This window comes from Lentimonas sp. CC4 (assembly GCF_902728235.1).
Taxonomy (GTDB): Bacteria; Verrucomicrobiota; Verrucomicrobiia; order Opitutales; family Coraliomargaritaceae; genus Lentimonas.
This window is the reverse complement of the sequence record NZ_CACVBO010000001.1, coordinates 3,684,883-3,708,491: the sequence shown is the minus strand read 5'-3', so window position 1 is coordinate 3,708,491 and position 23,609 is coordinate 3,684,883. Positions and strand designations below refer to the sequence as shown.

The window sequence follows — 23,609 nt, the reverse complement described above, 5'->3', positions numbered from 1 at the left end:
AGCTCCGCCTTGTCCTGCGTTGTGCTGGTGCTGTAGTTCTGCATCTGTTTAGCCACGAAGAGGCGCAAAAAGTCACAAAAACGTGAGCCGGTCATTATCGGCAGGAAACTGGAAAACTCATACCGCACGCGATCTCCAGAAGTCTAATCATTCGATGTTCAGCGTTGGGCGTTCGACGTTCAAAGTTCCCTCAGCTCCGCCACCTCTTACACAAATTCAGTAAGGATGGTGCGGCTTGTGCGTTTCATTTTTCGTGAACACTGATAGCAAGCTACAGGCACGTCGGATGCTCGAGGCATTCATGCCACGTGCTGGCGTCGAGTATGGTCGTCGTCGGAATATTGATTATGGACCCAAGAACCGGATGAATGTTTCTGGCCTCTCGCCTTGGGTGCGCCAGCGTGTGATTCCCGAGTGGGAACTGATCACTGAGGTTTTGAAGCACCACACTTCGGGAGAGGCTTCAAAGTTTATCGATGAGGTTTGCTGGCGCACTTACTGGAAAGGCTGGCTTCGCCTCAGACCCACAGTCTGGGACGACTATATCGCTGAATTAGCCAAGGATCGCGATGCGATGGCTGATCATCTGCGTCTCCAATCGGTCTTGGCTGCTGACAGCGGAATCGACTGTATGGATGCTTGGACGCGCGAACTGATCGATACCGGCTATCTGCACAACCATGCGCGCATGTGGTATGCGAGCATTTGGATTCATACACTCCACTTACCCTGGAGTCTCGGAGCTGATTTTTTTATGAGGCATTTGTTAGATGGTGATCCCGCCGTCAATACGCTGAGCTGGCGTTGGGTGGCAGGGTTACACACTCAGGGCAAGTCGTATCTAGCGACTGCTTCAAACATACAGACCTATAGCAATGGCCGTTTCTTCCCTCAGATTCCGCTAGCGACTGTCCCTGTCGAAGTGTCGCAGTCGAGTGGGGCGCCACCAGCCGATACACTCGAGCCGCTAATGCCGTTGGGCGAATTCAGTCGAGTGGGGGTGCTATTACAGGAAGACGATCTGTCTGCAATCGATTGGCTCGGTGATCGCTCAGGTGTGGTCGCATGCGCGGGGTGTCTTCCGCAGCAAACCTACTCACAGCATGGCATTGAACCCTCTGTGTTTAACTTTCGACACGCTTGTATGGCAGATGCTCTCGCATCCAAAGGCGCCGTCTATACGCAATTGCTTGAAGTGGTGGAATGGGCGCGCAACCACGCCCTCGATGGTCTCCTCATCGCAGAGCCTCCCATCGGTTTGTGGACGCATCTGTTACCAGAGCTCGAGGATACACTCCGTCGCGAAGGCATCCAGTTAGTCGTCCAGCGCCACTGGTGGGACGAGCACTTTTATCCACACGCACGAGCTGGCTTCTTCCGATTTAAGAAAGCGATCCCTGCGGCCATTGATCACTTAACATCATGACACGAACACGCTACGAAAATGCTTGGATTGGCGATCACACTACCGGTGCATTCGCTGGAGCCGTAAAGGACCTCTCACACGATTGGATCGATGGTATCCTGACACTCCCTCGCACCCCTGCAGGTGGCACACTGTGAAGCGTTACACTGCACAGATTGATGCCTCGCTTCCCATCATCGCCATTGATATCGGCTATAGTGCGAACAATCCTTCCTGTGGCTTTACGCACAGCGGAACGTCAGAGACACAGAGCCTCCGCTTTGGCGATTGTATCGCCGCCACCCGCAAACGCATGACCGAGCATGGCCCACACTTACTTATTTTGGAAGCCGTGCTATCGACCTACCATCGCCCCGATGGTAACCCCGATATTCGTGGTGACTTCGAAAAAGGCCGCGGTTGGTATTATGGCCCCGGCGTGTCCACCTTTGCCGCCGCGTTACGTTTTCTTCAAGTGCTCGATCGGCAACTGCCCACCTCCCTGAGCCCCATCCCGCTCGTCGAAGGCTTTCTCAGCTACAAAAAGACGCGCACCCAACACTGCGACGATGCGCAGCGACTCCTCGAAGAGTTCGATACCGCAGAACGCTTTCAAGCCCGGAACGGCAGTGAGCCCATCACGCCTCAAGTCGCCGGCATCCCATTGATTATACGCTACAACGCACCCATTGTTGAGAGCTGAGACTTGAGAGCTGAGACTTGAGAGCTGAGACTTGAACGTAGGGGCTTTCCTTGTCCTAGACCATGAGCTTGTCGAATTGGGGAAGCCCGCGACACCCCCAACGCTTTCGAAGGCACGAAGCGTTAATTGCTTATGGGGATTTAGGCTCTGTAGTCCCCACTGCGACTGATCCGCAATCACTCGCCCTTCGAAATTCACTCGTCACGACTTACGGCTCCGCCGTATTCCCTTGCCAGTTATTTCGTCTTCGGCCTGTGTTTTGTTCGCTTATTTAAAAAGCGAATGCAAACATAACGACCTGGCCCGAATGGCACGAACTTAAGCTGAAGTAGCAGCGGCATCTTGGCGCTCATCCAAGTGAAAAAGCGGCTGGAAGCACGCTTCTACTGTCGATTCAGTTGCTTAAGTTCGTGCCATTCCGACCTGACCCCTTCGGAATTACCTTCGGAATTACAGGATGACCCTCCGTGTGTCTCCCGTTTTTTGCTACTCACAGAACTGTGCCTTGGATTGACATTATGCTCCGCTGCTAAAGATTTGAATTCGTAATAGTTTGTAACCTCTAACTGATCCCTCACACGTGCACTCTCCATCCTTAGTAAAGTTGTGTTATTGGCAAGTTGCCGTCCTGAGCCTGTGTTTTGGGCTTTTCACCAGTTCACTGTGGGCAGACTCCAGTGCTCCGGATGCGGTGGAAGCACCTGCGGCAAAGCCCTTGTCCGAAAGCCAAGCGCAGGAGTTGGTGAGCATGTGGGAGGAGATCAATGCGAACCGAGCCGATCTGGACGAGTTGGAAGCGCGGGTCGGTGATGCAGAGACGATCATGGCGGAAGTGCTTGGGCGGCGCACTGACCAACTTTGGGAAGAAACCATGAACTTATCCTTAAGCTATTGTAACCAAGTAGCGGATTTGAGTGAAGAGGGCTACGGCTTGCCCATGCATGAGGCCAATGCGCTGCAGCTGTTGGGCGAGATTCCGCTAGGCATTAAGTCCGCGCTCGATCGTATTCGCGAGCGTGTTGTAATGCCTGATTTCGATAAGCCTGCCCTCGAGCAAGTTGCGATCGATCGCGATCTCTCTGAGGCAGGGGAGTTGAATCATCGTATCAACCGTTCGCTCTTTGAAACGTGTCGTGTCGCTGAGCGCTATGAGATCGATCTGTCGGCGTTCCTGGTCGAAGCCAAAGAACGCATTGAGAGTAGTGCGGTCAATACCTCTGTGTATTTGGATCTCTCGCTCGCCGAAGTAAATGATCTGCGCGCTAGCCTCACCGTGATGCCCGACGACGCCGAGCTGAAGGCGAAGCTACGTGTCGCCGAGATACGTGTGCGTGAAGTGATTAGTATACTCACCGACAGTGTTGATTTGCTCACTGAGCTCGGCGTCTCCACCACGCAGTATCGACGTCAATTATTAGCCGCGACGGGAGCGTTGACCGCGGTGTCGCTGGACGTGAATGTCATCTCCAATGTCTTGAAGGATTGGTGGTATCGCTCATGGCACATCGTGCGTTCGAAGGGGCCGAGCTTCTTGTTCCAAGCGCTGTTCTTTTCCATCATTATCTACTTCTTCTATAAGTTGGCCAACCTAGTGCGCCGCTTGGTGCAATCCGCACTCCGTGCCCGGCACGTCCGGCTCTCACTATTGATGCAGCAGATGATCGCATCCGTTGCGCGTGGCATCATCATTGGGCTGGGCATTTTAGTCGCACTCTCGCAGTTCAATGTGTCCATCGGGCCGATGCTCGCGGGTCTCGGTATCGTCGGCTTCATCGTCGGCTTTGCCTTACAGGACTCCTTGTCGAACTTTGCCTCCGGCCTGATGATCCTGTTTTACGAGCCCTTTGATGTTGGCGATACCGTGATCGCAGGTGGGGTGCGAGGGCGAGTCAGTTCGATGAGCCTGGTCAATACCACCATCCGCACCTTCGACAACCAGTCCCTGATCATCCCCAACAATAAGATTTGGCAGGACGTGATCACCAACATCACCGACCAACATATTCGGCGTATTGATATGGAGTTTGGCGTCAGCTATGGCGACGATCTTGATAAGGTCGAAGACATCCTGCATGGACTGCTCAAAGCCGATGAGCGCGTGCTTAAAGATCCCGAAGCCAAGGTGCTCGTGGATTCCTTTGGCGACTCTTCCGTCAACATACTCTGCCGCCCTTGGGTCAATACCGAAGACTACTGGGAGGTGCGCTGGGATTTTAATAAGCGGGTCAAAAAGGCCTTCGACCGCGAAGGGGTAGTCATTCCTTTCCCACAGCGAGATGTTCATCTCTATACCCAAGCGCCTTCGGAGCCCGAGGCTAGAGACCAGAGACCTGAGGGCTGAGACTTGAGGGCTGAGACCAGAGGGCTGAGACTTGAGGGCTGAGACTTGAGGGCTGAGACTTGAGGGCTGAGACCAGAGGGCTGAGACTTGAGACCTGAAAGCTGGGACAGTAGGGGCTTTCCTTGTCCTAGACCATGAGCTTGTTGAATTGGGGAAGCCCGCGACACCCCTAAGCGCTCGAAGGCACAAAACGTTCAATCGCTCAAAAACACCGACGCACTGTAGTCCCCACTGCGACTGATCAGCAATCACTCGCCCTTCGAAGTCCACTCGTCACGACTTACGGCTCCGCCGTATTCCCTTGCCAGTTATTTCGTCTTCGGCCTCTGTTTTGTCGGTTTCTTTCGCTTATTAAATAAGCGAAATGCAAACATAACGACATGACCCCTTCGAAATTTCGGCAGGCATAATTGCGCTTGACCGCTCTGACGTGTTCCAAACTTTTGCTCTGAATTTTTTAAACCGCGAATGGACGCGAATGGATGCGGATGAACGCGGATTTTGGGGAGGTCGGGCGTCTCGCCCAACGCCGTTCGAAGGGCCACAAGGGGATGTGATAGCCACAAAGAGGCACAAAAAGGAGAAGTCGCTGCGCTATAACGCAGCCGTAATGTTTGAGTCCTGTTGGATGGGGGCGATAAAGTAATCGCGTTGATTTTTTATAGTAGGGGCTTTCCTTGGGAAGACCGCGACAACACCAACGCTCTCGAAGGCACGAAACATTCAATCGCTTCGGGGAGTTGGGGTCTGTATTTTTAACCGCCACGTAGAACGCTCTGCGCACGTGGCAGGCTTTATTGACGCTAATATTACGCTTATTTTGGGGAGCTACGAAAGCGTCGCCTATAACTAATGAATCAACCCGAGTTGTATTTTATATGTGGCTTTTGTTGATTTGATCGCTAATTAACATTTTGAAATTTAATTGAATGAAAAACTCATCTAAAAAATGCCGATTTTGTAACGTTGAAATGGAGAAGGATGCAGACACATGCCCGGCCTGCTATAATGCTCAGGGCTATCGTAAGGAGATCATATCGCTCTGTATAACTGTAGCGGTGCTGTTGTGTGTGGCGTTTGTTAAGGTCGGCGGAGTTTCGTTTGTGGTGAATTCCGAAGCAGTTCGTAATTTTGTGGATCAGACATCTGAACCAGTCGATACTTCGTCGCTTCGTGTCGCGGCGATCAATCATGATCAGTATTATTCTACCCCTACAGCTCAAACTCAGCGGCTGATTTCGTTCGAGGAGTTTCGTAGTCGTCCTCAGACGCATAGATCACAGAAGGTCTCACATGCTTCGTCCGCGACTTATCAAGGCACTAAGTTTCAGCAGGCAGCAGGGCAGTTCCCCTTTTATGTTGCTGAGAAATCCTGGGACCCGAATGCTAAGCGTTATACCTTTCTTCGGAAGGGGATGAACGGCACGGAGGTCGTGCAGCGCGGTGATAATCGACGGTATTTTATATCAGAGAATCAGAGCGAGTATCCACAGTCGGAAAGCGGATGCGGGCCTACCGCACTGTTAAATCTGTATATCTGGTATACGAAATTCGGACTACTGAAGGAGTCGATTCAGCATTCTAATTACAATCGCTATAAGCAGCTGAAGTTCCGTGAGATTGACCGCAAGTTGTTGAACATTCAGCGTGAGTCGAGAAATGCCCATGGCGGGACGAATGCGTTGGAGCAGGTGGTTGTGATGGATGAATTGATTCAGTCACATAGTCGGAGTGGGGCACGCCTACACTTTGAGATTAAACGAGCTCCGCTTGCGCTGGCTGACTTTCTTGATTTGAGCACAAATTATCGCGTCGGGATACTGTCAGTTCGCCCGAAAAGTTTGAAGACAGGTAAGTTAATGGGGAATCATGCAGTGCTTGTAATTCGTGGTGACACCAGTGGTAAGATCACCATCGCGAACTGGGGTGCATTTAGCCATGGAAGACTCGTTCAACGGGATGGCGCTCAATGGTTCATACCTGATGATACGACGCAGCATTCTATGCGTATCAATCAACTGACGACATTGATTCCATTTGTGCCGAAGGCTTAGTGCTAAAATTGTAGGGGCTTTCCTTGGGAAGCCCGCGACACTCCCAACGCGCTCGAATGCACGAAAGGTTCAATCGCTTATGGAAATTTAGGCGCTGTATTATAGATCAGATTTTTTAACCGCAGCGTAGAACGCGGCAGGCTTATTGACGCTAATATTACGCTTATTAGGGATTGGACGGTTCCCGCGTGCTACGCACGCTGCTTCATTTGTAGGGCAAAACACTTTCACTCTCACCACCAACCATCACTCGCGGCTCTACCGCTTTAAAACGCACCTTTAAAGCGATGCACTTCTAGGTGTTCGGTTTCGGGAAGGTGACTTTTTGGCAATGTGATCATGTCGCCTTCTTTGAATCGGAAGTGGGTCTGCAGGCTTTGATATATGACCTTCTGTCTGGTGTCGGAGTGATGGCATGACTAACCGCAACGTTATATAGTTCAGGCTTCCCATTGAACTAGAATTCACTTGGATCACCTTTGTATGCAATTAGGACATTCTGTGTTATTTATCAGTGGTGTTGCGGTTTTCATGGCTTTGTGCTGTTACGCAATTTATCGGAAGCGTAAGCAACTTGGTATTACCTCTCCAGTCGGTGAGAAGATGCTTCGGCCAGCAGGATATTCTTTGAGGAAGCGTATGGAGTCGCTTGATGAGACCCTCATGTTTTTTCCGTTGTCTGGTTTTTTTCTGCCAGTGCTAATCGCGCTTAGTCCTATTGTCCTTTTTAAGGAGCAGTTGAGCCATTGTAGCCCCGTCAGCGCTATCACAGTTTTGGTGTTATGCCTCATTGTGTTACTTGCAGGTTGGGTGATCGGGCTCGTCCTGACTTATAAACGTCTGAACCATTGGTTGGATTGTTCGCTAGGGTTGAGCGGTGAGGAGCTTGTTGCGCAGTGCCTGAACCCTCTGTTTGGTAAAGGGTATCGGATTTACCATGACTTCCCGATTGAAGGACGAAAGGCCGCGGCAAATATTGATCATATCGTGATCGGGCCTAATGGTGTCTTTGTCATAGAGACCAAAATGCGTCGGAAGCATAAGAAAGTCAGAACTAAGCAGGAGAGCCACAAGGTCGAATATAATGGGGATGAGCTCATCTATCCTAGCTATCGAGATCGTCACGGTCTTGGCCAAACCGAAGCCAATTCGAAACACTTAGAGGAATTTTTGTGGAGTAAGACCAATAAGCGTATTCCGGTAACAGGGATTCTGACGATCCCTGGTTGGTATGTGACTCAAACTGGATATGGAAAGGTATTGGTCCGGAGTCACAAGACTTTGGTGAAGACTATTCTCGCAAGTAAACGCAGCATTGATGCAGATGCGTTCCGATCCGCAGTCATCGCTGTGCGAGAAATGTGCCTGGATGTGGACATTTAGTTAAGCCTTGCCGGTTCATGGCATCTCCGGTCTTTGAGGACTATGAAAAGTGACACCACTGAGATCACACGTCAGGACTTTATGGATTTCTTTCGAGACGATGATCGATTGAACCTTCTAACCAATGATGACCGTCTGGAGATCTTCTCTCAGATTCTAGCTGGGAGCTCGGACATCACTAAGAATTGCTGGATGATCTGATCAGCGACTACAGCATCGCCGGGCTTGAAGTGGTGGAGATGTGAGTTTTCACAGATTTTAAAACCGCGGATTACGCAGATGAACGCGGATTGTTTTAATTGTAGGGGCTTTGCTTGCGAAGACCGCGACACCGCTAACGGGGACGAACGTCGATTGCGGTGATACAGACACTCGGCTCACTCAGATTCGGGCACTGTTTTTTTACCACCCGCTTCGCTTGAGGACACGGAGAGCACAGAGGAGCTGGACTGCGAAGGTTGCAGGATGGCTTATTGACGCTAATACTACGCTTATTTCTGAGAGGAAATGACCTACTCATCCGCAATGGGGCATCGCGGCTCGATGCTGTGTTCATACAAGCCCCATGCCCAACGCAATCGATAGGCTTCGGCTTCTTCCCAATTATCAAACCATTCGCCGCACCATCGCTCATAAGGGCCGGTATTGTCACGGTAGGCGAAGAATACGGAGATACGCCCCATGGCTTCTCTTGTGTCTATCTGGTCGAGTATGTGCGCATTGAGTGTTTCGTCTGCCATCGATACTCGCAGTTGCTGCCGTCGCTCTGATTGTTCGGGTGTCGGGTGATCGAGTTGATCGCAGAGTCCCGCCCATTGGGCGTCAGCGGCATACAACGCTTCGTCATTAAGCTCTCCCTGTTGATGACGGTTCCAGATCTCATTTGCATAAGGAAGGAAGCTGTTGGGCCAACCACCGTAGGGGGTATCAACCTCATCGGGGTGAAGACGCGGATGTAGATATGCGATGCACTGCCACACTTTGAGCAAAGGCTCCAACGGTGAAAACAGGGGAAGGGGACTGAGTGTGATGTAAGTCGTTAAGACGCTTTGCGCGTGTTCTTTGGAGTCTGGAATGAAGTGTTTCATAGCGTCGCTTTTTGTCGATTAATACGCTTGCTATATTCCGAATATATTCGGAAACTAGCAAGCATGAAAGACAAGTATCCTCCAGGCACGGTGATTCAAATTCTTGACGAGTGGAACGAAGGTGACCGTTCCTATTATGTCGTTGTGGCAGGGGACGAGGGCAGCGACAGAGTTGACATCACACCGACGCTTTGGAAGGGTCCGTTCAGACCGCGAGAACGAATCCGAACTAATATGTTCAGGGTGATCGCTTATTGTGATGCAAAAGGTAACTTGGAACTGGCTCGCCCCGAGATTGGAGGCACTGAATTGTCGCTGGCTGGAGAAACAATCCGGCCTGAAGGACAAGCGTCTGAATGATGTCAAACGCGGTAAGTCGACGCTGTCTGAGGAAGAGCTGCAGCGTATTGGAAAAGCTTTGGATTATCTGAATCGCAAGGGCTGAGCATCGTCTCAGTTGCTTGAGGTTTAGTCGATTGGCTCAGCGCTGGTTAAGACATCCTGCCAACTGCAGGTGATCGCCATATAAGGAGTCGCAGCATCTTGTGCTCTGTGAAGTTTCGTTAGATCAATTTTTTTGAATGCAGTGGATTCATCGAATTCAAATACTAAGTAATGAGCAGACTTTCCTGGTGTTATTCCAGAGGTAGGGTGCTTCGTTCGAATATATTCGTGTAATTGGCTATTTTCCATGAATCGAACGGTTCTGACTTTAGCACGCCAACCTAATGTCTGCTTTTTTCCTGATAAGCTTCCTCCGTAAGGGATGAATTCTGAGCCGACCTCCATGCTGAGGTTTAGATTCAATGTTTTTGAGGTATTAGCGGAGTCGACTCGGCAGTAAGCGAATCCGTGCTCTTTAAACGTGCCGATTCGATTCTTATGCATGTAGAGGAACACACAGGGCGCTTCCTTTCGGGCGATGTTGTATGCGTTGCCATCTTCTTCGACTCTTTCCGGTTTATCTTGGTATGTCTGGTAACTCGTATCTGACAGATAGCGATACTGGCTAAAGCTGTCTGACTGATGTTCAAAGACGTCGAGTATGAAGTCTTTGAGTGTTTCAATGCAGGCATCGTTTCCGGGCTTCATGACCATAGCGCCGACACCTGGGGCAATCTCATGAAACTTACTTAGCTGCTCGGCCTCCTTGTCGTTGGTGCCTGGGTAGAGCACGTAGGAGCCGATCGTATGCCGCAGGGCATCGTTGTAGGTGTGCATCTTCAGTAGGTCGCCGCGCTTGTAGGTGCGCTCTGCTTTACTATCCCGTTTTTCTTCGCTGATTTCCTTCTCACTGATCTCTGTTTGGCCAAAGACCTTGGTGATATCCTCCGCCCGATACTTGGCGTCAAAATGCAGGTGTGCGACTTTACCATCTTCCTCAGCTGCTTTTTCAGAGGTGTAGTTCGCTGGGAAGATACTTAATGTGTAGTCAGGACGAAAGCGCCGTGAGTAGGAGCCGCTCTGTGTCGCACCTTCGTTGTAGCTGAAGGTGCGCTCGTAGTGTAGATCCACTTTGAGTGCTGTGTGTGGGTCGTTCCATTCGAAGCGACTGCGTGATTGCTTGCCGCTCTTCAGGTTAATGGTCAGCTGACCGTTGTTTTCAGAAATGAAGTCATCCAATTCAACTTCGCTTTCGGCTTCTGACATCCCATCAATCGATTTGAGCAATTCATGCAGTTTGATGAAGATCCAATATTCGTAGAGGGTGGCGACATCACGTGTGCTGCCGCTGTAGCATTCCTGCTCGCCCTCCCAATTCAAAGTCGCTGCTGCCTGTGTGAGCAACCATGCCTGTAGCACCTCGCGGTAACCTTCGCGTTTTTGTAATGTCTGATTATCGAGTGGCAAGCGCTGCATTCTGCTGACTTCATTGAAGAATCGCCGAGCGAGTAGGGCGTCCAATGCGTCCATCATCTCATGGGCTTCGATTCCAACTGAGGAGACTTTGCATGGCTCCTTCCACTTCACTGCGCTAACATCCGCGCACAGTTGGCGAAAGGTGGTCAGTGCAAATTTGATGAATTGATTCGGGGCGGTGTCATAGGTGTCCTTTTTGCGGACATCACAGACTTCTGCGGGTCTGCGATTGTCTGATGCTCCCTGCCAGCCACGTAGCATACGCACTGGATCTGAAAGGTAGTCATTTGAACGAGCGGTGCCAGTTGGCACCCAGTTGCTTTCCTTGATTAGTTTTGAGTGCGGGTTGCGGTCGATCGCTTCGAGTAAGCGACTCAACCGCTCTTCGTTCATGAAGTGTCGCAGAAATAGAAATTGCTCGAGTAAGAGTTTGGACTCGTTGGTTGAATCCGCACTGAAGCTTAGGCTGGTGGGCGCTTCCCAGCTCAACAGGAGTTGCTGACAGAACTCGGCAATCTCCTCGGTCATCTGCCGATACTCGGTTTCGAAATCAAATTTACGGGAAATGATTTCAAAGCTCAGCGTGAGCGGGCGAAATTCATGACTGGTGATGGCGAACGCTGCCATGCCCAGATGGTTCACGACTTTGAACTCACCGCTTCGGTTTTGACGGACCTTCCAATTCTGTGATTCCAGCGAACTCTGAATTACGGTATCGGTCGGCAATGCATCGCATTCGATGCACCATTCGTAGCCCCATGTCTCCTTGAGCTGTATACAAACTTGATCAGCGCGATGAACCACACGGATCGGTGGTTCTGTTTCATTTGCCCAACGCTTGGCTTTCCATGTGGATGGAAGCTCTGTCGGCATGTAAGTGCACTCAGTGTGATCCAGAGACACATTGGGACTACTGGCTTCAATCACCCACCAACCGAGAGGTGTCCCGTCAATTTTCGTCAAGGGGATGCTGAGACGTTCGTAGCCATGCTCCATAACGCTACGCTATTGAATGAAACTGACGAATTGCTCGTCGCGCAGTGTTTGAATCATTGCTTGGAGTTTCTGCAGTGATTTCGGGAAGGCTGCGTCGGTATGGTTAAACTGAAGTGCTGCGTCCAACTGGATCTTGGTCTGCGCTTGAGCTGTCTCAGCTTCAATCGCACCCTTGTGGCAATAGGCTGCCAGTGCTGCGAGTAGTCCGCCGATGCGGCCCATGCTGCCATGGAGCTTCGGCAAGAGCTTTTGCAGAATCTGATTATCTAGGTCTTGTTTCCATGTGCCTGCGTCCCATGCGTCCGAATCATCTGCCAAGTGGCGGCATACACGCAGGTAAGTATTCACTTCCTTGGCTGTGCGGTAGGCGAACTCGAAGCGACCATCTTTGAGGATCTTGAAAAGGTTGAGCAGATGATCTGCAATTTTATCAGAGTAGTCTCCTTTGAGGGCTTCGATCTCTCCTTTTTGGGCTTGTCTCGCGATTTGCAGGAAGCCTTCGGCCACGCCTGGTTCGGCGGGTTCAACTTCTTGATATTGCTTAGGTTCTCTTAGGAATTTTTCAATTTCGGGTTCGGAGACGGTAAATTCAATCACGTTGGCACGATCCAGAACCTTCGGGCTGAACATGTAGGTGGTCTCGTCAATATTGACGGTGCCGATTACGAAGAGGTTATGGGGATACTCGATGCGATGCGGCACCCTGAGCTCATCGCCTTCGAATCGTAGTAACTTATCTTCGCCTTCTTTGTGTAATTCCAGAGAGCCGTCCGTTTGTTCCATCGTAGAGAGGAAATCTGAGAAATAGCGCTCGACGTGTGAGAGATTCATCTCGTCTAGAATCAGGAAATGAGGGGACTCTGGATGTTCTTTGGACCGTAGGATTAAGTCGAGGATTGGAGTGGATTGATAGCTTGGTTTGCCTTCGAGCGGTCGCAAATGATTCACAAATCCCAGCACACTGCGGTTATCGGTCCAGTCGGCACCAACTGCGATGGTCGCGGAATTCGATCCGTCTGAGTTGCTTAGATATGTGGCTAATGCTGTCGCGAGCTTGGTTTTTCCTGTGCCGGAGGCACCGGTGAGGATGGTGAATGGCTTCGTTAGAGTCGAGAGTGCGAATCTACTGAATAGAAGTTTGGTATTTGAGCTTATTACGTCTTCAGCTTCTGAGAGCTTGAAAGAACAAATGCGTTTTTTTCCAGAATAGAATTCTATGATGCTTTCGGTGACTTTCCGATTCTGTTGAAGTGTCTTAATTATGTCATTAATTATTCCGTGGTGATCAATTCTTAATCCAAGTGCAACAGCAGCAGCTGGCTGAAATGCATCTGTTCGACTTAAGCCTTTATATTTCCCATATAGATCAATTCGATTAGGTTTTTTCTCAGTTAGAAATGAGCGCAGTCTTTTGGATGAATCACTCGAAAGGTGGTTCGGTTTTTCTAGTTCGTCGCTGATTTTTATACGCAAGTCTTGTAGTGCGGTTATTTTTTCAGCAAATCTATCTTTATCTTTAATCTCCTCCTCACCTAATAGCTCCTTTTCTTTTGCGGTCATTACTCCTCGCTCTATCAACCAATCAACCTCGTTCATATAGAGATCATATAAATCATAAAGTGGGACTGATATTGCGCATCCTAATAATAACGCGTCATCTATAGGGGTGGGCTTTTTCGTCTTTTCACTGTCAGGCTTCGAACTTGATAGTAAAATTAGTTCTTCTTTAACTTCATAGTGTTTGCCCCATGCTTTTCCGAATTGCTCTTTGATTCGTTTTGGCAGGTTCCCATTGTTTGCAATTAAGTCGTCTATTGAACGTGCCTTATCTTTTATCTGATTAATTATAACCTGAGGTAGGGGAAGTTCTGTTTTGTTCATTAGCTTTTAGTTGTTAGCTATAGTGCGCGCTATTTACTTGCCAAGCCTTTTATGATTTGAGCGCCAATGGCTTCAATGACTGGAACTGCGACAGAATTCCCGAATTGCTGATATGCATGCCTCTTTGATTGGTGCGGCTGGAAATCCTCAGGGTAGCCTTGGAGTCGTGCGCATTCGCGGGGTGTCAGGACTCTTGGGTTCTTGTTTTTCTGTTCGATAAGAATTTCACTACCGTCCTTCCAGTAGCGAGCCGATATTGTATTTGCGTATTCATCTTTGGCATTGAATAAGGAATAGCCAAATCCATTGCCTTTATTTTTGTGTCCTTCTTTTCGGCGTTGGTGACCATCCCACATCCTGTCTGAAATCGTATATTTCTCGTCTGGTTTCTTTTCGAATATATCTCCCAGCTTCTTGTAAACGCTGTGGCGATTGTCTTTAGGAAACTCGAATTCGATTGGGGTTGAAAACGCGACGATGAAAATTCGTTCGCGATTCTGTGGGACGCCTTGGTCATAGGCACGCACTACTTTTTCATAAACAGTATAGCCAATTTCTCGCAGTGCATTGCAAATGACTGTGAATGTTTTCCCTTTGTCGTGGCCTTTGAGACGTTTGACGTTTTCTAGAAATAGGACTTTAGGGCGTTGAGTCTTTGCTATCGTTAGTATGTCAAAGAAGAGTGTGCCGCGGGCATCTTCGAATCCCAACTGTTTCCCTGCTTGCGAAAACGGCTGGCAGGGAAAGCCCCCGCAGAGTGTGTCATGGTTGGGGATATGTTCTGGTGTTAGATTACCTGCTTCTTGCGTCTTAGTAAACTGAGTTATGTCACCAAATGGCACTTCACCATAGTTTTGATAATAGGTTTCCTTGGCTTTGGGCTCCCACTCGGAAGAAAAGACGCATTTTCCGCCCAGTTCTTCTAGGGCAATTCGGAAGCCGCCTATGCCGGCAAAGAGATCAATGAAAGTGAACTTTGGATTTGTTTGAGGAGGGAAGGGGATATCTGAATAATCGATTTTAACCGATTTAGGTGCCTTCGACATTTGGATGATCGCTGTCGCTTTTTTGAGTCGTTGCAGTTGGCAATGGAAACGCAGAATATCCATCCACTTTTGACCATAGGTGTCATCTAATAGGATCGGTGGCTCAGTAGTGTTTTGTAGCCAGTGAGAGATGATCGCAGGTAATTCTTCGCGGATGTGTGCGTCAAAAACAGTGGTCGATTCTATGGTAAGTAAAAGCTTCAGCGCGGTTTTGTGCTGAATTTTTAGAGCGCCTTTTGTCTTTGGTTCAGTGGCGTTAACGACTGGCGAGAAGTCAATATAGACGGGCTTCGGATGCTTGGTCGCTTTCTTGGGAGCAGAGCCTGGGTTGCGCGAAGCCTCAATGCAATGATAGCGCAAGGTATCCAGCCATTTCGTGGCGTATGATGCGTTCAGCTGCTCCGGGCATTCTTTAGGATGGTGCAGCCAATCCTCAATAATGGTGGGGAGTGCTTGTTGGATTGTTTCGCTGTGATCCGTTGCGGATTCGAGTGTCAGCAGGAGCCGTAGTGCGTCGTCTTGATGGATGACCAAGGCACCTGCTTTGGGGGATGCGAATTTGGCAACGCCGTTCACTTTGAGGTGTTTCACGTGTTGAGAGGGCTGGGTATTCGTCATGGAGGGTATGTCTATTTCTTGGTGGCTGGGTAGGCGGGCGCTTCTTCGGCTACAAAGGCCAACGGCGGCTGGGTCGTTTCTTCGCAGAGACGCTGGGCGTTCGCGATAAACCAGTCCTTGAGGGTGCTGTCTTTTAGCGCCAACGCACGGTAGAGCTCCTGCTTGAACTCGGGTTCAACATCGATGACGATTCTGCCTGATTTTCCTTGTGCCATGGGATGTAACGTGACGTATGTGACGTTACATTGTCAAGGGTGGCGTGTTTTCTTGTGTTAAATGCTCTTATTCAACGCCATACATCTTATAAAGGGCGTCCTCGTTGATGCCGAATTTGAGGAGTGCAGCCCGTTTTGTCACTAGGGGCTGAAAATGGGGTCATGTCGTTATGTTTGCAATCGTGACTGGCTGCGATTTTGCGGTGATTCTAACGGGAGTCTGCATGAGGTGAATCATCTACTAGCAGATTTAAGACCTAACTGTCTTTCTGTATAGATTAAAAACTAGTCCTTTGGGACTAGTTGGAGCGTTACTAGGGGGGATTAGTGAGTTGTGACTTGTGAGTAGTGACTGGTGAGTAGTGACTTGAGAGCTGAGACTTGAGGGCTGAGACTTGAGAGCTGAGACTTGAGGGCTGAGACTTGATCGCGTAAAAGACTTCGTCTCACGCGACTACGGACTTGAGGGCTGAGGTGGGCAGTCGCTATTGCTAGACTTGGATAGAACAACCACCTCCCCGCGATGCGGGACTCCTCCTAACTTCGGAGGAGAGTTTTTTGCGGTATTACAATACACAGGCTATTTTTGTTAGAATAAAGGTCACCTTCATCAGCAGGCTCTTAATTGTTCCTTTACTTGCCCTGAGGGCTAGTCGACGGGCTCATCACGGGCTAGAGCAGTCACCTTTCGCGAGCTTTTCCTTCGCTCTTCGAGCTAAACGGGTTCTAAAGCGCTCCGCTACTGGTTTGCTGGCCAGTTGTGATGCAGTTTCTCTAGCCAAGGGGTGAGGCCTTCTTGGCGAACTACTGTAAATCGGTCGAGCATGCGAGCGAGCTGTTCGAGTTCGGGGTTCATCCAGCCGATCAGTTGTAGCATTTTGTCATGCTGGGTTTGAAGATCTTGCCAGTGAAGCACACGTTCGTGGTGAAAGACGCGGTTGCGTAGATCGCGAACCTTTTGCCATTTGGGTCTAAGGCTATCGACGTTGCGCTCGGACTTCGGGGCATGGGTGAAGGCGGTTTTGGCAATATTATAGGCGAGCCCAGACGTCATGTGTGGCTTGGTGAAGAAGCCGACCCAGAACCCAAAGGTGAGCTCTGCGACGACACGTCCGGAGGAGAGTGGCTTGCCCGCTCGGTTCAGATGGTCTTTTGCATCAGTCACCTGATTGCTTTGCCAGTGTGGCAACTTGAGGGTGTTATACCAGGTGTCGGTGCCTGCGCGTGCAGTCAAGCTTGTGTGCATGGCGTTGCGCAAGGATATCTCGGCGAATTGTAGAGGGGAGTAGAGTGATTCGCATAGGGCCATGTTCAATAGGTAGCGAGCGAGTGCGCTTGCATTGTCTACGTCATCCTGTCGGTAGGCACCTAGGCGTTCCGGGGTAAGATGGGTTTCTACCTGACTGAAAAATGTTGGATCCATGCTTGATTTAACGGGGACGTTCGTATTTGTTCATCAGCGTAGACCCCGGGCACTTCTTCCTTAGTCCTTTGCGATTAATAGGAGCCGGGGTTTCTTTTTGTCCAAATTTGTTGCCCATCGTCAGTTCATAGGAAATGCTTTTGTTTGAATCCTGCAAAGCTAAATTTACGCTAATTGGGTGAGGCAAGCGGCGGGTGGGAACATCGAACGTTGAACTTCGAACGTCCAATTTTGAATGGGAAGAGCTGAGGTGGGAGAGCTGAGGAGGGGGAGACTTGAGAGCTGAGAGCTGAGAGCTGAAACATGGAAACTGGGAAACACGGAAACTTGGAAACATGGAAACGTGGAAACAGGGAAACTTAGCGAAGCGAAGGGTGATTGAGCTGGGTTCCCTTTGGGCAAGTGAAGGAACCAACTTTGAAAACAATCGCGTAAAACGCTGCGCGCACGCGATTGTTTGGTGAGTGACGGATTCTTTTGCTCGCAGCTTGGTTCGAATGTCGTTTTCTCTGTTGCCTATGCCTTTTACTGAATTTGAAGATGCGTCGATTCGCGCGGCGATGGATGCGTTTATTGAGCGCCGTCGTCCAGAGCCTTCTATACGAGCTGAGGTTGACCTCGCTTACCGGATCGAGGGCTTCAGTGTGGTGATCCACGAAATACGTCCCTCGTATGCGGATCGTTCGGTGATGTCTGAGCCGATGGTGGCCAAGGCGACGTATGTGCGGACTAAAAATCACTGGAAAGTGCTGTGGCAGCGAGCGAGCCTTAAATGGCAGAGCTACGATCCTGAGCCTACGGTAAAGCATATTGACGGCTTTATTAAGCTAGTGGATGAGGATGCTTACGCCTGTTTCTGGGGGTGAGGGTGGCCTGCGGCCGAGTTTGAAGGGCGGAGACTTGAGGGCTAGGGGTAAGAGGCTAGGGGTAAGAGGCTAGGGGTAAGAGGTCTGAGGGCTGAGGCTTGAGGGCTGAGACTTGAGGGCTGAGACTTGAGGGCTGAGACTTGAGAGCTGAGACTTGATCGCGTAAAAGACTTCGTCTCACGCGACTACGGACTTGAGGGCTGAGACTTGAGGGCTGAGACTTGAGGGGGGGCTTAGGCGCTGCGGCCGGCACCGAGACCGTCCTTCCCTTGCACTTGTCACTCCCACTAGGCCGAAGGCCGCTCACTCTTCACTGCGGCGGCCGCCGCGAAGAGGTCTTCGAAGGCGTCGACGCTGGCTTCGATCGGTTTGGCGTAGCCGCCGCCCATGAAGATGACGATGGGGATGCCGTGCGTGCGGTTGTAGGCGAAGACGCGTTGATTGCGTTGCTTGAGACCGTCGCGGGTGAGGGCGAGTTTGCCGAGGGCGTCTTCGGCTAAGGGGTCGACGCCGGCTTGGTAGAGGATGAGGTCGAAGTCCTGTGGGCGGATCTTTTCGAGTGTGCGGTCGAGGCAGCTGAGATAGTAAGCGTCGTCGGTGTCGTCGGCGAGGTGCACGTCGAGGTCGCTCTGTTGCTTGCGGAAGGGGAAGTTGCTTTCGCAGTGAATGGAGCAGGTGAACAGGTCGGGGTGCCCGGCGAGGATGGCTGCGGTGCCGTCGCCTTGGTGGACGTCGAGGTCGAGGATGAGCACGCGGCGAATGGTGGGCGTCTGCAGTGCGGTGAGCGCGCAGATGGCGAGGTCGTTAAAAATACAATAACCGGAGCCGCAGTCGTAATAGGCGTGGTGGGTGCCGCCTGCCATGTTGCCTGTGATACTGCCGGTGCGCAGGGCCTCTTCGAGGGCTTGTAGGCTGCCTCCGGTGATGCGGAGCGTGCGCTCTACGATGGCGGGCGTCCAAGGGCGTAGCCCGATGCGGCGAATGATGTCTGCGGGTAGGGTGCCTGCTAAAAATTGATCGACATAGTCGTGCTGATGGGCGCGTAGGATTTCTTCGCGGGTCGCGCGCCGCGGCGCCTGCATTTGTATGGTTGGGTGATGCTGTAGTCGCTCGGCGAGCAGGCGGTAGCGCTCGCGGGGGAAGCGGACGCTGGGGTCGAGGCCTTCGGTATAGACAGGGTCGTAGTAGAGGGAGAGCACTTCAGGGAGGTCGGCCTTCGGCCTTAGTGAGGAGTGGTAGTGAGGAGTGGTAGTGAGGAGTGGTAGTGAGGAGTGGAAATCTGGAAGCGCTGAAAGCGCTGAAAGCTGAAACTGCTGAAAGCTGAAACTGCTGAAACGCTGAAACGCTGAAAGCTGAAACTGATGAAAGCTGAAACTGCTGAAACTGATGAAAGCTGAAACTGAAAAACTTAAACTTTGATATACTGAAACTACGGAAAGTGAAAATGCTGAAAGCTAAGTATTGTTGGTTTTACTGTTTCTTTGGGGTCATCAAATAGTCGCGCATTTCAGATGAGATCGGTTGATCGCCGAGCCAGATGCGGAAGTAGAGCGAGGCGAAGTCATCGCCTGGTATGGTAATGATGGAGTGCCCGTTGATTTCTAGTGATGTGCCGTGCCCTTGCTTATAGCTGAGTGCGGATTGGTCGCCGCGATGCACGGTGGTGTAGGCGTCATTGAGCTGCGCTACGCGATCTTCGATACTGGCAAGCTCGCTTGGGCTTAAGTTGCGCTGCAGTATCTTTTCGCCGGATTCCAGAATGATTTCTTTTTTGATGGTGCGTAGATAGTTGAACTCGAGTCGCAATGTGTGCTGCCCGTTGAGCACCTCCGCGGGAGTGGCTTGTGCTGGGGCATCGGTATACAATGTTAAGTCGTAGAGTTTAAAAAACATGGCATGGACATGGCGGAATGTGCCACGTGCTTGTGGCGCTTGCGATGATGCGAGCTCACGGCTGGCATTGGCGATCTCAGGGGCGGCTAATACTACTACGCACAATAGGAGGATGTGTCTGACTTGGAGTCTTTTTCGCTGTGTGTGCATATTGAATATTTTATAAGTGAAAGGGGGGGGGCTCAAGTGCTGTGGAGCGTGGCGCGCCTAGTGGCTTATCTCTGCGTTGTTTCGTATTTATCTGTTTCTCGAAAGACTTCGAAGAGCTGAAGTATTATGGAATTTGGTCGGCATAAACTTCGAACATCGAACGTCCAATTTTGAATAGAAATTCGCTTTTCATTCCAAGGTGCATTGGACGTTCGATGTGGGTAGCCAAACCATAGGATTTGCGAAGTTTTGAATGTTACAGGCTACTAGTGTTTGAGTGATGGTTCACCTATATATTCGTGTGGGGGGCGTTGAGCTTACAGGTAAAATGGTGGGCGGTTTCGTATATTAGCTGTAAGTCCGCGGCAGGTGGAGCGATTGCTCTGCTATGCAACTCTCTCCAATTAAAGCGTATGTCTACCCAGGCTATGGAATCGTCAGTGTGGGGAAGGTTGCTGTGGAGGTGACGCTGCAATTATACCTCTTTGATTATTATACACGTATATTGGGGCTAAGCCCGCTGCTGGCTGGTCTGGCGTTTGCCGTGGCGATTCTTTGGGATGCGCTGAGTGATGTCATCGTGTCGCTGGGGCTGATTGCTGCGCGGCAACGGGGAGTGTCGTATAGTGCGGTGATGTGGGTCGGTTCGTTGCTACTGGCGGGGGCGACTGTGCTCTTATTTGCGCCAAGTGGGCAGGGCACACAAATGGGGCTGTTTCTGCACTTGTTGGTTGCGTATGTGTTGGTCAATACGGGGATGACGTTGGTGGATTTGCCGCAGAGCAGTCTGAGTGCGGAGCTATCGACGAGCGCGAATGAGCGCAATAAGCTACTGGCCTCACGTATGGGTTTTGGGATTGGTGGGCTTGCGATCGGTAGTGCCTTGCCAGGACTATTATTGGGGCAGAGTGGGGACTTGAGCGCGGGTGACGCACTGCGAGACTCTCGACAGCTGAGTGCATGGTGGCTTGCGGGGATGGTGCTGATTGGAGCCAGTGTGACGTTTTTTATGATACGGCGCCGCGAGCGTGCGACGCAGCACACTGCCCCTGCGGTATTGCCTCGTTGGAGGGAGTTGCGTGGCTTGCTACAGGATCGCGGGTTTATGTGTATTTTGTATGCGGGGATTATTGCTGCGGTGGCTCGCACGGTAAACGCGGCGTTGGCATTGATCTACTATCGCCTAGTGCTGCAACTATCTGAGCCGCAGGTGACACAAGCGATCCTGCCGGTGTTTACGCTTTGTATCGTGGTTTCGATCCCCTTGTGGATTTGGCTCTCGAAGCGCTATGGCAAGCAACGGCCTGCCGCGGTTGCGGTCTGCCTACTTGGGGCGATTGGCTGCGTCGCGTATCCGTTGCTGCCTGCCCAGTTGCTGGCGCCGACCTTGTTCGTCTCGGTGGTTACGGGCGTGCTGTGTGGTGCCGTCTTTCTTGTGGAGTCGATGATTACCGACTGTATTGATGCGAATGCGGTTGAGACTTCGCAGCGCAAGGAGGCATTGTATTTTGCCGTGTGGAAGTCTGGTCTGAAAGTCGCTCGTGCGATTGCCTTTGTCTGCGTGGGAGTGGGGCTACATGTGATGGGAGTCGATCTAGCTGCTGAGAGTCTTTCAGCTCAGATGCAAACGGGGATCGTCCTGCTTTTCGGTGTCTTTGTCGGTGTCTGTTTTATACTGTCAGGCTGGTATCTCTTGCGTGCCCAAGTGCCGAGGCCGTTACATCGATAGTGCTGCAGTATGCTTGTGGGCCTTACCCTTCGGAAGGTTCAGAATTATCGCTCAACATGGTGGGCTTGAACTTCTGCTTATGTTACAAGCCGTTCGCTTTTTTGGGACAGTCTGTTAAATGTATGGGGAGGACATTACTTTATGAAAGACGACCCTTATAATGCTGAGTTTCTCCTGAGAAGGCTGATGGAGCAGACGACTGATAGTATCTACTTCAAGGATTTGCAGTCCCGGTTCGTCATGGTGAATAAAACGTTGGCCACCGCATGGGGCTTTTCCAAGCGTGAAGAGCTGATCGGTAAAAGCGACTACGATAGTTTTAAGGAAGCGGATGCTCGTCAGATGTATGAGGACGAACAGGCTATTATCCAAAGTGGTGTGCCGATCGAAGGTCTGGAGGAGGAAACCACATGGAAGGATGGTCGTGTGGCGTGGTCTTCAACTTCAAAGGTTCCCTTGATCGATGATTCGGGTAAGACAGTGGGGACGTTTGGGATATCGCGCAATATTACCGAGCACAAGCTGGCTGCTCTGAAGGCTGCCCGCTATGCGGAGGAGATACGTCAGATCAAGGTGGGAATGGAGGAAGATCTCGACATCGCCGCAGAGTTTCAAAAGGCATTTTTCCCAAATACATATCCTGTCTTCCCGCGTGGGGTTTCCCCCGCAGACAGTGCTGTTGAGTTTCTACATCATCACCATGCTAGTTCGACAGTGAGTGGTGATCTATGTGCGATACGGCGATTGTCGGATACCGAGTGCGGCATCTTATTGTGTGATGTGATGGGGCATGGAATACGGGCAGCATTGGGCACGGCGCTTATCTATGCCACACTGGAAGAGCTTGCGCTCCAGGAGTGTGATCCAGGAGAGTTTCTTGCTAGAATGAACGAGCGACTGTTGCCGGTGATGCGTAAAGGACACGTGTTTATGTATGCGACTGCGTGTTACGCGGTGTATAATGCGAGCACCGGGTTACTACGGATCGCGAATGCGGGGCATCCATCGCCACTTCTGTTTCGTGAGCAGGATCACTCTGTGCGTTGGTTGATGGATGCCCCGGCTCAACGCGGGCCTGGGTTGGCAATTAACGAAGGTGCAAAGTATCAGACGCATGAGTTACAGTTGCAGCCTGGGGATGCGTTGGTGCTGTATACCGACGGGTTGTATGAAGCCTCTAAGCCTGACGATGACGAGGAGTTTGGTGAGGATCGCTTATTGCAGGCAGCGCAGAAGTATCGCGAGCGATCGCTTGATGCGCTGTTTCCTGCGTTGATCGGGGAGGTGCAGCACTTTACCGGTGCTACAGAATTCGACGATGATATTTGTTTGGTCGGTTTGAAGTGCCGAGAGATTGAGAGGGGGCTGAGACCTGAGACCTGAGAGCTGAGACCTGAGGGGGGAGACTTGAGAGCTGAGGGGGGAGAGCTGAGACTTGAGAGCTGAGACTTGAGAGCTGAGACTTGAGGCCTGAGGGGGGAGAGCTGAGACTTGAGAGGGAGAGACTTGAACTTAGGTGACGTCCTTGTTGGCTTCTTGGGCAATGGTGCCGACGGGGAACGTCGGCGCTCCCCAGGGGCGTTTCTACGATCCCTCGTCTTGGTGGGTGTGCGCCTTGGGATTCGCCTTTGGTTGAGTGTCGCTGCGCTGGAAGTGAGAGACTGATTCTAATCAACGTGGCAGACTGCCGCTTCTATGGGCTGAGTCGAACGCACAGTCGCGTAGGCCGTCTCGCCCTCGCATGTGCACTCCCACTCGGTCGAAGGTCGCTCACTCTCAGTTGGCTACTGCTTTCTATTCAGTGCTTGGCAGTCTTTGGTGCTGCAACCACAGCTCGAGCCGCCTTTCTTTTTAGGAAAAAAAGTTTTTTGCAGGTAGATGAGTGCGCCGACGAGGATGAGCCCGACGAGGATGATTTCTAAGTATTTCATTAGTGGAAAGATCTAAGTGCTAGATTC

General features: G+C 51.0%; 20 protein-coding genes. 11 read left to right on the top strand and 9 right to left on the bottom strand.

Annotated elements, in window-relative coordinates:
* Positions 1–253: 253 nt before the first annotated feature.
* The 7 genes from GZZ87_RS15900 (at position 254) to GZZ87_RS15870 (ending at position 8,087) form a co-directional block, all read left to right on the top strand.
* Positions 254–1,426, top strand: coding sequence for an FAD-binding domain-containing protein (locus tag GZZ87_RS15900; RefSeq protein ID WP_162024558.1), 1,173 nt, complete (start codon positions 254–256; stop codon positions 1,424–1,426).
* Positions 1,423–1,563 (top strand): hypothetical protein, encoded by a 141-nt coding sequence (locus GZZ87_RS15895; RefSeq protein WP_162024557.1) that lies wholly within the window; start codon positions 1,423–1,425, stop codon positions 1,561–1,563. Before GZZ87_RS15900 ends, GZZ87_RS15895 begins: the two co-directional genes overlap by 4 nt.
* Positions 1,560–2,108 (top strand): hypothetical protein, encoded by a 549-nt coding sequence (locus tag GZZ87_RS15890; RefSeq protein WP_162024556.1) that lies wholly within the window; start codon positions 1,560–1,562, stop codon positions 2,106–2,108. Before GZZ87_RS15895 ends, GZZ87_RS15890 begins: the two co-directional genes overlap by 4 nt.
* Positions 2,109–2,688: 580 nt before the next feature.
* Positions 2,689–4,449: a mechanosensitive ion channel family protein gene (locus tag GZZ87_RS15885; RefSeq protein WP_162024555.1), complete on the top strand. Its 1,761-nt coding sequence runs from the start codon at positions 2,689–2,691 to the stop codon at positions 4,447–4,449.
* A 929-nt stretch (positions 4,450–5,378) separates the two neighbouring features.
* Positions 5,379–6,503, top strand: coding sequence for a hypothetical protein (locus GZZ87_RS15880; protein WP_162024554.1), 1,125 nt, complete (start codon positions 5,379–5,381; stop codon positions 6,501–6,503).
* Between the two features lie 483 nt (positions 6,504–6,986).
* The gene (locus GZZ87_RS15875; protein WP_162024553.1) at positions 6,987–7,886 is read left to right on the top strand and encodes a nuclease-related domain-containing protein; all 900 of its coding nucleotides are present in this window, start codon (positions 6,987–6,989) and stop codon (positions 7,884–7,886) included.
* A gap of 42 nt (positions 7,887–7,928) precedes the next feature.
* Positions 7,929–8,087, top strand: a complete 159-nt coding sequence (locus GZZ87_RS15870; protein ID WP_162024497.1) for a hypothetical protein — start codon at positions 7,929–7,931, stop codon at positions 8,085–8,087.
* A 311-nt stretch (positions 8,088–8,398) separates the two neighbouring features.
* On the opposite strand, the gene GZZ87_RS15865 is transcribed toward GZZ87_RS15870, so the two are convergent.
* Positions 8,399–8,974: a hypothetical protein gene (locus GZZ87_RS15865; protein WP_162024552.1), complete on the bottom strand. Its 576-nt coding sequence runs from the start codon at positions 8,972–8,974 to the stop codon at positions 8,399–8,401.
* Positions 8,975–9,233: 259 nt separating this feature from the next.
* Here GZZ87_RS15865 and GZZ87_RS15860 point away from each other — a divergent pair, with 259 nt between their 5' ends.
* Complete coding sequence (locus GZZ87_RS15860) at positions 9,234–9,419, top strand: hypothetical protein (protein ID WP_162024551.1); 186 nt, start codon at positions 9,234–9,236, stop codon at positions 9,417–9,419.
* A 23-nt stretch (positions 9,420–9,442) separates the two neighbouring features.
* Here the strand turns inward: GZZ87_RS15860 and GZZ87_RS15855 are convergent, their stop codons facing one another.
* The 5 genes from GZZ87_RS15855 to GZZ87_RS15835 all read right to left on the bottom strand — a co-directional run bounded on the left by GZZ87_RS15855 (position 9,443) and on the right by GZZ87_RS15835 (position 17,013).
* On the bottom strand, positions 9,443–11,797 hold the full coding sequence (locus GZZ87_RS15855; RefSeq protein WP_162051201.1) for a DUF2357 domain-containing protein: 2,355 nt from the start codon (positions 11,795–11,797) through the stop codon (positions 9,443–9,445).
* A 42-nt stretch (positions 11,798–11,839) separates the two neighbouring features.
* Positions 11,840–13,390: a hypothetical protein gene (locus GZZ87_RS15850; protein ID WP_162024549.1), complete on the bottom strand. Its 1,551-nt coding sequence runs from the start codon at positions 13,388–13,390 to the stop codon at positions 11,840–11,842.
* Between the two features lie 350 nt (positions 13,391–13,740).
* The gene (locus GZZ87_RS19790) at positions 13,741–15,348 is read right to left on the bottom strand and encodes a DNA cytosine methyltransferase (RefSeq protein ID WP_244648104.1); all 1,608 of its coding nucleotides are present in this window, start codon (positions 15,346–15,348) and stop codon (positions 13,741–13,743) included.
* A gap of 38 nt (positions 15,349–15,386) precedes the next feature.
* Entirely contained in the window at positions 15,387–15,590 is a 204-nt protein-coding gene (locus GZZ87_RS15840) for a hypothetical protein (protein WP_162024548.1), read from the bottom strand.
* A gap of 739 nt (positions 15,591–16,329) precedes the next feature.
* The gene (locus GZZ87_RS15835) at positions 16,330–17,013 is read right to left on the bottom strand and encodes a hypothetical protein (protein WP_162024547.1); all 684 of its coding nucleotides are present in this window, start codon (positions 17,011–17,013) and stop codon (positions 16,330–16,332) included.
* A gap of 518 nt (positions 17,014–17,531) precedes the next feature.
* Here GZZ87_RS15835 and GZZ87_RS15830 point away from each other — a divergent pair.
* Positions 17,532–17,879 (top strand): DUF3024 domain-containing protein, encoded by a 348-nt coding sequence (locus tag GZZ87_RS15830; RefSeq protein ID WP_162024546.1) that lies wholly within the window; start codon positions 17,532–17,534, stop codon positions 17,877–17,879.
* A 287-nt stretch (positions 17,880–18,166) separates the two neighbouring features.
* Here GZZ87_RS15830 and GZZ87_RS15825 read toward each other — a convergent pair whose 3' ends face one another.
* Entirely contained in the window at positions 18,167–19,078 is a 912-nt protein-coding gene (locus GZZ87_RS15825) for a histone deacetylase (protein ID WP_162024545.1), read from the bottom strand.
* 271 nt (positions 19,079–19,349) lie between these two features.
* Positions 19,350–19,922: a chalcone isomerase family protein gene (locus GZZ87_RS15820; RefSeq protein WP_162024544.1), complete on the bottom strand. Its 573-nt coding sequence runs from the start codon at positions 19,920–19,922 to the stop codon at positions 19,350–19,352.
* A 388-nt stretch (positions 19,923–20,310) separates the two neighbouring features.
* Between GZZ87_RS15820 and GZZ87_RS15815 the strand changes: the two genes are divergently transcribed.
* Positions 20,311–21,651, top strand: a complete 1,341-nt coding sequence (locus GZZ87_RS15815) for an MFS transporter (RefSeq protein WP_162024543.1) — start codon at positions 20,311–20,313, stop codon at positions 21,649–21,651.
* 141 nt (positions 21,652–21,792) lie between these two features.
* Positions 21,793–23,034: a SpoIIE family protein phosphatase gene (locus GZZ87_RS15810; RefSeq protein WP_162024542.1), complete on the top strand. Its 1,242-nt coding sequence runs from the start codon at positions 21,793–21,795 to the stop codon at positions 23,032–23,034.
* Between the two features lie 401 nt (positions 23,035–23,435).
* On the opposite strand, the gene GZZ87_RS15805 is transcribed toward GZZ87_RS15810, so the two are convergent.
* On the bottom strand, positions 23,436–23,582 hold the full coding sequence (locus GZZ87_RS15805; RefSeq protein WP_162024541.1) for a FeoB-associated Cys-rich membrane protein: 147 nt from the start codon (positions 23,580–23,582) through the stop codon (positions 23,436–23,438).
* Positions 23,583–23,609: the final 27 nt, after the last annotated feature.